Origin of the sequence: Lacihabitans soyangensis (genome assembly GCF_024343775.1) — a bacterium.
Lineage (GTDB): Bacteria > Bacteroidota > Bacteroidia > Cytophagales > Spirosomataceae > Leadbetterella > Leadbetterella soyangensis.
In genome coordinates, this window is sequence record NZ_RJUF01000174.1 from 60934 (window position 1) to 72741 (window position 11808).

Genomic DNA, 11808 nt, shown 5'->3' on the forward strand with positions numbered 1-11808 from the left:
ATTACGCTTGTTGATATATTTTTTGAAAGCCACTAATAATTCGTTTTGCCACCAACTCGACCTTGAACTGCTCAATAATTTCTAGGGAGTTTTTCTTCATAGATTCCCTCCTATCTACATTTATAACGAAATTTATCATGCATTCTTTCAGTTCATTTTGGTTGTTAGCCTCAAATACAAAGCCATTGCCTGCGACCAAATCATCTTTACATCCACAGGCATTTGAAACAATTACCCCTAGGCCACAAATCATGGCTTCGTTGACCACTAAACCCCATGGTTCAGACTTACTAGGAAGCACCAAACAATCAGATTTGCTGAAATACTTCGGAACTGTTTGCCAATGCACCGCATCGAATTTGTAAATATCTTGATCTCCTTTTGATATCTCCAGTTTTATTTGTTCATCCAAAGTACCATTACCCAATATAATCAAACCCCAATCTTTAGCCTCGGCTATAGATTGTTTTATTTCTTGAAAAGCTCTTATGAGTATTGGAATATTCTTTACCCCGATAATTCTACCGACAAAAATAAAATTATGAGATGTTTTAACCTCTCCTGCCAGAAACTTTTCTATTCGGGCCGTTTCATAAATTTCTCGAATTTTTTTGTCATCTACTACAGCACCTTTCTCCTCAATAAACTGACTTTCATTCGCTCCGAGATTCAACAAATACTCCTTTGAGGTCTTCCCAAAAACGATGAAACCATCGGCCATTTTTACAAGCGTCTTTTTCACTAACTCCTTGATAAAAGACCTTTGATGATCGAATGAGGTAGATTCATTGGAGATTATGATTTTTTTTCCTAAAAAAAATGAAAAAATTATTGACAAAGTTAGAGACAAATCACCTGCCCAACCCGTTACGTTTACCACATCAGGATTATAGTTCTTAATAAACCTCAAAACGGCCAAAACTTTCTTCACAGAAGGAATATTCTCGATGAAATCATCAAAAAGTAAGTGATAATTGTAAGCATAATTCACCTCTGAACTGGCCATGTTTTTCCGAGAAATATCATTCTTTGCTATTTGCAAAACGCATATTTCCATATCTCTAGCCTTGTTTTGCTCAATAGCTTCAAACAAAACCGATTTATAATGTGTCCAGAGAATATTATGAATTATTAATATCTTCATACTTTACAAAAGTAGTTTCTTCTGATAATGTTTGCTTTTGTTTGTTGGAATTTTGAGACTTCAAAAACGGCACTTCTACCAAAAAATGACTAAAATAGGCAAATACAATGGTGATTAATGCTCCTACCAAAATATAAAATGAATGCTGTGGAAGTTGATTTTGATTATACTTTGAAATCATTCCAGAAACGAAAACCAAAATAGGAAAATGAGTAATATACAAGGTATAGGAGAAATCACCAAAAAACTTGAAACGCTCTATATACCTTAAATTGAATTGCTTCTGATTTAAAAACAGTAAAATAGCTATTACACTAGTAAAGAGAAGGGCAATTTTGAAATCATAGAAATTCTGATCTATTGAAATAAAATTTAGTAGGATAAACCCAAAGATCACCACGCCAATAAAAATCATCAAACTAACTTTTATTCGCTCTGCATATACCTCTGCCAACAAAACACCTAACCACCAGCACATTAGGCCTCCAAAAACTTCGATGGAGAGTTGTTCTGACCACCAAGTGCTGTAATTAGAAAAATAGAATAGAACAATCAACAAAACTGTAGAGAGAACGATATTCTTCCTTGAAAACAGTAAAAAGAATGGATAGAGTAAATAAAACCAGGATTCCAACTTTAGCGACCAAGTGGGTCCGTTAGTTCCAAAAACGGGTACATACTGATGAAAAAGGAAAAATACATTGCCAATATAAGTAGATAAACTGTGTGAACTGTTGCCTATTGTCGTATTGATACCTGCATTGATCGTTTGGGCTGAGTAAATGGTATAACCTAAAGAACGTCCAACAAAATCGAGAACCGCAGTTAAAACCAAAGCAAACAAAAATGGTGGATATATTCTTCGCACTCTTTTCAAATAAAAATGCCCAAAATTAATCTTTTGGTCGCCGTTCTTCTGGAATTTCCTCACAAAACCGTTGTGAATGACGAAGCCCGACAAAACAAAAAATAACAAGACAGCTTCATGACCGTATTTAAATAAAGTAAAAAAATACATTTCAATTTTTTCGAATATCGAGTAAGCCTGCGTATGTTTTAAAAAACCTTCCGAGTAGCCCTCCCAAAGTAACCATCGAGCGTGGCCAATCATTACGTATATGGCCGCCATACCCCGAAGACCGTCTAAAAACTTAATATTCATCAAAGGTTATTATAGTGGTTTGATTTTTTCGACAAAATTTGCCTTTAAATCAAAAACTGGAATTAAGATAAACTCTCGTTTTGCGAGAATTTGTTTCGCAAAGATAGAAAAACTTATTGATTTTGCCTTTTGGCAAATTTGACAAATAAAATCATTTATCCCTCTACAAAAGGCCTCATTTAGATGTAGATAAGTGTATTTCTGAAAAAATGGTTGTATTTTTGATTTTTAAGTAAATTTATAAACCATAGAAAGTCCTCTAAAACCTTTCCAATGAGCATTACGGCAGTCATTCTCACGTATAATGAAGAAATACACATAGAAAGGTGCATAAAATCTCTGCAACCTATATGCGACCGGATATGCATTGTTGATTCCTTTTCCAACGACCGAACACTTGAAATCTGCCGAAACCTTGGAGTAGATGTTTACCAAAATAAATGGGAAAACAATCATTCAAAACAAATGAACTGGGCCATAGACAACTGCGACATTACATCAATGTGGACCATGAGAATGGATGCGGATGAATATATTTTACCAGAGCTTCAGGCCGAAATCATAGAAAAAATACCCACTCTAAAACCAGAGATTTCCGGAATAGAACTTAAAAGACGAGTCTATTTTAAAGGAAAATGGATCAAAAATGGAGGTTTTTACCCTATAAAGTTGATAAGACTCTGGAAAACTGGCAAAGGCTACAGCGAGGAGAGATTCATGGATGAGCACATCGTAGTCAACTCTGGTGAAATTGTGTGTTTTGAAAACGATATGGTGGATGAAAACTTAAATGATATCAATTGGTGGACCGTTAAGCACCTCAACTATGCCAGACGAGAGGCGGTTGACTTTTTGTCGAACAAATATGACTTAGGAGTTAACACTGAGAAAGAGGTAAATATCACGAAACAAGCCGAAAGAAAAAGAAAGCTAAAAGATAATTTTTATTACAAACTGCCTTACGGCCTGAGACCTTTAATGTACTTTACTGGTCGATTTGTGTTTCAGTTAGGTATTCTAGACGGATTAAAAGGCTGGATTTTTCATTTTTTACAGGCCTTTTGGTACAGAATTTTGGTAGACATCAATATTTACGAAATAGAGAAGGCAACGAATAAAAAACCAGAGGAAATAGAGAAATATATTTCGGAGAAATGGAAAATTAAGCTTTAACCTATTTCCGAACAAACCTGACCAATAAGATATACATACCCAGTCGGGTGTAATCTATCACAACTCCAGCCACGAAATTGGCCACAAAATAGTATATAAAGGCATAAGCTATAAACTCAGTGCCCATGCTTTCAGGATTCCTGATTTCTCGCCATGCTATTTTTACTAAATAGAAAAACATCACAGAGTAAAAAATAAATATAAAAATGCCGTAAGAATCAAGAACCTCCATGTGTGGTACATCCACATACAAACTCTGGTAGCCATTCCCAAAAAGTACATATCTTACTTTACCTTTTTCTAAATTCTTTTCAAAACGTTCAAAAACCTTACCTACAAGCATAATTCTTGTATTGGCAGAATCATCGCCTTTAACTTTGGCCTTTTTACCCCCTTCGTTGCCAGCCAACGAGTTCAAAATGTTATTAAACCTGTAGGTCGTATACTTTGTAATTGGAGTAATAAAATCAGAATCCTTATCTAACGAAGAAATACCTTTTACTATTCCCAAAGTTAGGGCAAGTAGAACATACCACTTTGAAAATAAGAACTTTATGGTTGAACCTATTTGCCTCAGACTGTAATTAAAATAAAAAAACAAACTCAAAAATATAAAGGCTGACAAAATTGCAAGCATGGTTTGCGTTAGAAACAATACCACAAAAAGCAGTAAAATGGTCAACAAAGGAATAATGAAACCAATCTTAAATCTTTGGTGGTATTTTAACACTAAAACACTAGCTACCAAACCATAAAATGCCCCTCGGGAGTTAATATGAGGGTTTCCGCCGGTGGCACCTTTTTCGTCAAGAGCTATGGATGCCCTTTGACCAAACTGGTAAAGAGGATTGGTGAAAGTAAAATATATAAGCGAAACAGCCCCTAGAATAGAAAGAAAAATTACGAAATAAAAGAAGGTTTCGTTGAGCGATTCCCTTCTGAGAAAAAGTGTCGCAAAAAACAGAATAAAAATAAGAATGAAGTTCAAAAACTCCCTTGTGCCGTTTACAGCAGTGTATCTATCCCTAAGTAGAAAATAAGAAAAACCTATCAAAATAAAAATAGATAACATCGTGATGCCCACCTTGTTGGGCATATCGAATGTCCTTAAATCCTTAAAAAGAAAGGAAAGAACATATGGAAAAAAAAGTAGAAAAATAGCAAAAAAAGTATTCGCTGGTGCGAGCTTAATACCATCACGAAGGAAATAAATAAACGGTAAGCCTGCCAAAAAAGTGGCAACGGCCAGGCCATCTCTATTTGCTAAAAACTTATTAAGTAGATACTTCATTCAATAAAATTTCACAAAAATACAATGAAATATCTTGACATAGACGTTTTGCTGAGCAAATATGCCTTTAAAAAAGGAAAATTGTGTGGACTATATAATTTATTTGACTTCTATCTGAAAGTCAATATTGATGTCATCACTGCCTGGAGCAGCAGTACCATCTTTGGATTTTTTACCATTAATCGGTGGCTGATGTCTTAATTGTATCTTCAAAGAACCTGCGGCCGCTGATTTTGAAGTGAATTTGCCCATTAACCCAATAGGCAGCAGATTCACATCTTTATCTGCATAAGTATATGTTCCAATAGTAGTACTTGAAGGGGTGATTACTACCAAATGCTCATCCCCTTCTTCTTTTACCTCTTCTGTAATATTCAAGGCGGGGGTTTTACTTTCATCCAAAAATTCAACACTTAGGTCATAGCTTGTGTTTGGCTTTAAGTTTATTTTCTCCACTGTAGGAGCCATACCACCGTCACCATCTAGGTCTTTATAAGCGAATGACCTGGTTTCATTTCCATTCTTAAAATTGAGCTTTACAGTAGTAATTAACTCATTCTCCTCACCTATTTCGTCTTCTTTTTTACAAGCCGACAAACCTAATACAACGCTCAAAACGAAAATACCTAAATTTTTCATTGAAATAAAATTATTGATTAAATGCAACTATGTTGCAAATATAATAACAATTTAGAAAATGATATTCGTTCTTACCGAAAAATTTCTTCCGATTTCGTCAGAAAAGTATCTAAAACGATTGAGATAGTCGCGATAGACGGTATTCAAAATGTTTTTACATTCTAGGCTTACTTTGAAAGAATTCGTTTTTTTTAACTTAAAATCCTTCGACAGCATTACATCAAACAGATTATAGCCCTCCGGAGCAGCCATATAATCTCCGTTTATAAGATTCAAAAATGAAGAATCTGAGGCCTTCTCAAAAATAGATGCCTGTGGAGTACGATTTTGTTTAAAAACCAATCGATGATTTAAGGTTATTTCATTAACCCAAAAGTCATTAAACCTATAGGTCAGGTTGGTTTCAGACCTATTTGCTGGCATAAAAATCAAGGGTTGATTTCGATTTAGATCATCGGCCCAGAGTAAAGAAAGCTGATTTGAAATAGTAAATCTCTGAAATTTAGACCATGTATTTGAAATATCAAAACCAGCAAACCGTGCATCGGTTTGGGTATATTTAAACTCAGGAAACGCACCACGAATAGTCAATATGGAATTACCAGTTGGTGCCAAGAATATGTAATTATTCAAATGGTTAAAGTAAGCCAAAACCTCAAGCTGATAGAATTTACTAGTGAAATTTAATACAAAAGAGTTTTCTAAAACCTTTTCAGTCTTTAAGCTCAATTCTCCGACCTCATAGGCCGCAGAACCATGATGTACCCCATCGCTGTACAATTCGCTCACCACCGGTGGCTTCCAGGCCGTGGCAAAATTATACCCAAGTTTTAGCCTATTATTAAAATTCCTGCTGACACTGAATGTATTGGTAATGCTTTGATTATTAAATTCATCTCTTGTAACCTGTGTTTGGAGTCTTTTTAGATAAAAAACATCGAGATATCTTTTGTCCCATCGTATTCCCGCCTCAAGCTCAAAATCCCCTTTAACATATCGCTCAATCCAAAAAGCTCCCATCGTAAAATTGGTATAATTCGGAATCAAAACATTTGATTTTTGCGGTTCTCGAATATTTCCTGTTGAGATATTATATTGATAAAGACCATTTAGGCCAATATTTCCTGCAATATTTTTAAAAAAAGGTTTGTGGTTAAACAACACCTCCAAAGTATTTGTGTTTATTTTAAAAATCTGAGCGGTATTTCTATCTCCCCTTAAAGCGTCAACCTCAGCCCTAAAGTTATATTGCTGACCAAAGGTAATCTGCAGGCTTTGATTATTTCGAAGCTGTTGATTCAATTTTAGCTTCAATAAACTATGCTGAATATCTTGATAAGGTTTATTAATTTTATAAGTAAATTCCTCTGGCGTGTAAATATCTAAAGGTTTATCTCGTCCAATTGCTTGGGCCAAATCCGTTGTGTTCCCGATATGCGAACCAGAGAAAATGCCGATTTTTGAGTTAAACTGACTAAAAAACACATTTAAGTCTGTCCGCCTTCTTGAATATTTAGCTCCGATAGAAAAATTGAATTCTTGAGAACCGGTGTTGGCCAACTTATAATTCGGAGTTGCAACATCGCCGCCTTTCTTCGTACTGGCTTGTAGCCTCCAATCCAAACCTTTTATTTTATGGGTACTACTCTCTACAATTGCCGAAAGTCCATTTTGCCAGCCATTTGACATAGAATACTGGTTTATTTCGGTCTGAATTCTATCTAAATGTTTGAGCTCATTGGGTTCTATAATAATTACTCCACCAATGGCATCCGGGCCATAACGTACACTTTTTGCTCCCTTTATCACCGTGATTTGTTTGGCCAAAAACGGATCTATCTCAGGTGCGTGCTCATTTCCCCACTGCTGAGCCTCATGTCTAATGCCATTATTTATGGTCAAAATACGATTAGAATGCATGCCATGAATAACTGGCTTTCCTATAGAAGAACCTGTTTGAATAATCGAAACGCCTGAAATCGAGTTAAGTATGGTGGCCAAATTTTGACCTGTTAGCTTTTTAAGCTGTTCGACATCTAGTTGTTTCTCATTCCCAGACACACTTTCAATTCTTTTGGCTGAAATATTTATGCCATCTAAATGAATCTCTGATTCGTTCAGTTTGAAGTTATGTGTATTTTCATGAATAAGGTTTACCTCCAGTTTTTGGGCATCATACCCCAAAATCCTGATGTTCATTTCATATTTACCCTCACAAACATTCTCAATCTTGTAGTCTCCATTTTTGTCGGAAAAAGTGGCTTTTTTTTGTGCACTTATCTCTATCAGAGCCCCGACTATGGGCTCACGAGTTTGCTTATCCGTGACTTTGCCCACCACGAAACAATTACAATTAACCTCTTGAGCTTGAAGTAATTGAAACGAAAAAATAAAATTCAGAATCAAGAAATTCTTGATGTAAAATCCTTTTTGCAACATGATTGCAAAAGTAACAAAAAAGCCCTGAATATGTGCTATTCAGGGCTTTTTTATGATAAAATCGTCGACTATTGAATTTTGGCTAAGTGACCATCATATATTTTCTTGAATTTTTCGGAAAGTGGTTTATCATATTGCTCTGCAGCCGAATAAAGCATTTGAATGGTACGCATATTGGACTGGATAAACTGCTGAATATTCCCATCACCCCATTGTCTATTTCCAGGAGTTTTGTTTTGCTCAATGAAATAGTTCAATTCTTGATCAGCTCTATTTACCATCAATTCAGCAATTTTCTTGGCTTTTTCAGGCTTACCTATTTCGTAATAAAATATTGGATAGTTGCTCACCAATTGGTCGTAAGGAACGGTATTGTCTGGCATTAATTCAAGTGACTTATCCAAAAACTTCTCCGCTTCCTCTTTTTTACCTTCTCTAACCAACTCGTCCACCAACCTCAAAAACGCAAACCTAGCTGTCACCATTGGCACTTTTAGATAGGTTTCTGAATCATAATAAACATTCGGATTATTAAGATTTCTCCAGGCCATTTTGTTGGTAAGCCTATCTTTCATGATGTCAGTGTTCACAAAACCATCTCTTGCACCAGCCACTTTGAAAGGCATAAGTCTGTAGGCATATCCTTCAAGTTGACAATACTCCTTAAGATTCATATATGAAGATGGTGATAATGTACCCGAAAAATATATTGGTCTTTTCCAATTGTTCTGAGCTATGATGTCTAACACTAGAAGGTCGTTTTTCAGAATATCTCTCTCACCAAAATTCCACTCAATTCTGTCTTTCACCAAAGCCTTGTATTTTTCAGGAACGAAGTTAGCCCTTGCGATTTCTTCCGAATTCTGATCCATATAGAAATTTGGAGAAGGCAATACGCTTATCATTTCACCAGAACTAACTTGCATTTGTATCGCAGGATCGTTCTTTTTTACCAAATTCAAATATTCTTTAAGGTTAATGCCCGCTTGAATCTGTGGATTTGGATTTTTTACATAAGGAATCTGGTCGTTGATACCCTTGTAATAATTTTCACTATTCATCGAAATCGGCAAAGCTTCAGATTCATAAGTTTTGCGTTTCATTTGGTCTATATACCAATCAGTACCCAAAAGACTCAAATTACATACTCTCACGTCAGTTCTAAATCCTTCTACCTCCTGAACATACCATAGTGGGAAGGTATCGTTATCGCCACCAGTAAATAGTATGGCGTTCTTTTCACAAGAATTCAAAAGGTTTTTGGCAAAATCTATCTGGTGGTATCTGTCTGACCTATCGTGACCTGGCCAAGCTTCTTTAGCCATAATTACCGGAATAGCAAGCCCAAGAACCGTGGCAATTCCCGCTTTAGCCGAAAGGTTTTTGATAAATTTCAACACATACTCGGCCAGACCCATTACTCCTATTCCTACCCAAATAGCAAAGAAATAAAACGAACCCACATAAATGTAATCACGCTCACGAGGCTCAACGGGTGGAGAATTGAGGTAAATAACCAGACCTAAACCCGTAAAGAAGAACAACAGGAACATTACAATAGCATCCTTACCTCTTTTAAGATACATAAAGAAAAAGCCCAGAATACCCAATATCAGTGGAAGTCCATAATAATTTGTACGGCCTTTATTATTTGCAAATGATGCAGGAAGCTCCGACTTAGTTTCAAAAATATTTGTACCAGCTACATCCGAAATATCAGAAGCTCTACCCCAGAAATTCCAAATAAAATACCTCCAATACATGTGTCCAAACTGGTGGCTGAACATAAACTTGAGATTATCGAAAAGTCCGGGACGTTGACCTTCGGCCAGATTTAGTTTACTCCTGTATAGGCTGATGTGAGCAGGATCCTGACTCCAAACACGTGGAAGCAACATTTTACCGTTGTTATCCCAAACGTACTCAGGGTTATAATCGTAAGCCTCATATTTATCTTTTCCAACTTTATAATTTGGCTCACCTTTTTTTATTTCGTTCAATTGAGCGGTGTATATCGGTCCATAAAGCAATGGTCTAGAACCATACTGCTCTCTTTTTAGATAATACGTAAAGTTTAGTACATCACTCGGGTTATTTTCGTTGATTGGCGGATTATAATTTGACCTAATTAAGGCGATAGTATAAGTTGAATATCCTATCAGAACAAAAGCAAATGATAACAAAATGGTGTTGGCGATAGCCTTGCCTTGCTTTTGGGTGTAATGAATTCCGTAAGCCAAAGATGCTATGAGCACGATAATGAAGAAAATCATACCAGATGCGAACGGCAAACCAAATGAATTAACGAATAGCTTATCGAATGAGAAACTCAAGGTTGGTAAACCGGTAATTAAACCTACCATTATCACACCCAAAACTACTAAACCTGTTGAGAAAGCTATAAATCCTCCTTTGAAAGATACTTTATCGGTATTTTTAAAGTAAAACAAAATAGCAAGAGCTGGAATAGTTACCAAGTTTAATAAGTGAACTCCAATGGACAAACCCACCAAATAAGCAACAAATAGCAGCCATTTATTTTGTGCAGCAGGATTTTCGATCAATTCCCATCTGAATGCAGCCCAAACAACTATCGCCGTAAAAAACGACGACATGCCGTAAACCTCTGCCTCAACAGCTGAAAACCAGAAAGACTCCGAAAAATTATAAACCAACGAGCCTACCAAAGCCGCACCAAGAACTAAAATGGTCTCTGGAGTGGTGATATTGTCAGCATTTTTGCCCACCATTTTTCTTCCAATCAAGGAAATGGTCCAGAACATAAAGAGTATGGTAAAAGCACTTGCCAAAACTGATACCATGTTGACCATTAAAGCGACCTTGGTTACATCCGAACCAGCGAACATTGACGCAATGCGGCCGATTAGCAAGAAAAACGGTGCACCTGCTGGGTGAGGAACCTGCAATTTATAAGCACAGGCTATGAATTCACCGCAATCCCAGAAACTGGCCGTGGGCTCAACAGTTAGCGTGAATGTAATCAACGAAATCGCAAAAACGAGCCATCCGCCAATATTGTTTAAATTTTTAAAATTCATAAGTGATTAATATTCAATTGATTAATTTTATATATTAGGACTTTTTTCTAATTTATTTTCAAAATAACAAAATTCAAGCCAATAAAAGGATAATAATTATTATAAATAAAGTTAAATTTTGAGTTGTGTTCCCAAATTTATAGTTCGGTCTATCTTGTCCACAATACTCTTAAAATCATCTGCTTTTGCAACAAAATCTAAATTATTGACATCAATCTCAATCAATTTTCCGTGCTGATATTGTTTTGTGAAACCTTCGTACAACTTATTTAGACTGATTAGGTAATTGGGGTCTATATTTTGTTCAAAATCTCGGTTTCTCTTTTTTATCTGTGAAGTTAGCTTGTCAATATCGGCTTTTAGGTAAATCATCAAATCAGGTGGAGAAATGGCTTTCATAATGGTATTGAATAACCCTCTGTATGTTGTGTAATCAGTTTCATTCATTTGTCCGTTCTCGTAGAGATTTTGGGCAAAAATATAAGCATCCTCATAAATAGTTCTGTCTTGAATTATGGTTTTCTCTTGTTGATTGATGATTTTCAGAACTTGTTCAAACCGTGAATTCAGAAAAAATATCTGTAAATGGAAAGACCACTTGGGCATATCAGAGTAAAAAGGTGCAAGATAAGGATTACCATCAACCGCCTCATAATAAACCTCCCAGCCATAATGATCTGCGAGTTTTTCAGCCAATGTAGTTTTACCAGCTCCGATATTGCCAGTGATAGCTATATGCATTTTAATCGTTTAAGTTTCTGCAAAAATAACATAAAATGGGAACTTTTTCACCAAATAACATAAGTTTGAGGCTGTCTATTCAAGTTTTTTTGCGTTCTTTGAATAGAAGAAAAATAAATATCCTACCTTTGATTAGCGAAAAAAAATTGAATCAATTTCA

Annotated in this window: 8 protein-coding genes; 1 reads left to right on the plus strand and 7 read right to left on the minus strand. The window is 35.7% G+C overall.

Translation table 11 applies throughout. From position 1 onward, the window contains the following. Position 1 precedes the first annotated feature (1 nt). Both EGI31_RS16410 and EGI31_RS16415 read right to left on the minus strand, forming a co-directional pair. Complete coding sequence (locus EGI31_RS16410) at positions 2-1144, minus strand: glycosyltransferase family 4 protein (RefSeq protein ID WP_255038237.1); 1143 nt, start codon at positions 1142-1144, stop codon at positions 2-4. Continuing rightward, positions 1122-2306 carry an acyltransferase family protein gene (locus EGI31_RS16415; protein ID WP_255038238.1) on the minus strand — a complete coding sequence of 395 codons (1185 nt, stop codon included), beginning with the start codon at positions 2304-2306 and terminating at the stop codon, positions 1122-1124. Before EGI31_RS16415 ends, EGI31_RS16410 begins: the two co-directional genes overlap by 23 nt. A 273-nt stretch (positions 2307-2579) precedes the next feature. On the opposite strand from EGI31_RS16415, the gene EGI31_RS16420 reads away from it, so the two are divergent. After that, complete coding sequence (locus tag EGI31_RS16420) at positions 2580-3479, plus strand: glycosyltransferase family 2 protein (RefSeq protein ID WP_255038239.1); 900 nt, start codon at positions 2580-2582, stop codon at positions 3477-3479. Position 3480: 1 nt separating this feature from the next. Here the strand turns inward: EGI31_RS16420 and EGI31_RS16425 are convergent, their stop codons facing one another. From EGI31_RS16425 to EGI31_RS16445, 5 genes are all read right to left on the minus strand, one after another. Further along, on the minus strand, positions 3481-4770 hold the full coding sequence (locus EGI31_RS16425) for a hypothetical protein (protein WP_255038240.1): 1290 nt from the start codon (positions 4768-4770) through the stop codon (positions 3481-3483). A gap of 99 nt (positions 4771-4869) precedes the next feature. Continuing rightward, a complete protein-coding gene (locus EGI31_RS16430) occupies positions 4870-5409 on the minus strand; it encodes a hypothetical protein (RefSeq protein WP_255038241.1) in 540 nt (179 codons plus the stop codon). 51 nt (positions 5410-5460) lie between these two features. After that, entirely contained in the window at positions 5461-7848 is a 2388-nt protein-coding gene (locus tag EGI31_RS16435) for a TonB-dependent receptor (RefSeq protein ID WP_255038242.1), read from the minus strand. A gap of 68 nt (positions 7849-7916) precedes the next feature. Next, positions 7917-10907 carry a protein O-mannosyl-transferase family gene (locus tag EGI31_RS16440; RefSeq protein ID WP_255038243.1) on the minus strand — a complete coding sequence of 997 codons (2991 nt, stop codon included), beginning with the start codon at positions 10905-10907 and terminating at the stop codon, positions 7917-7919. A gap of 111 nt (positions 10908-11018) precedes the next feature. Beyond that, positions 11019-11648, minus strand: coding sequence for a deoxynucleoside kinase (locus EGI31_RS16445; RefSeq protein ID WP_255038244.1), 630 nt, complete (start codon positions 11646-11648; stop codon positions 11019-11021). Positions 11649-11808: the final 160 nt, after the last annotated feature.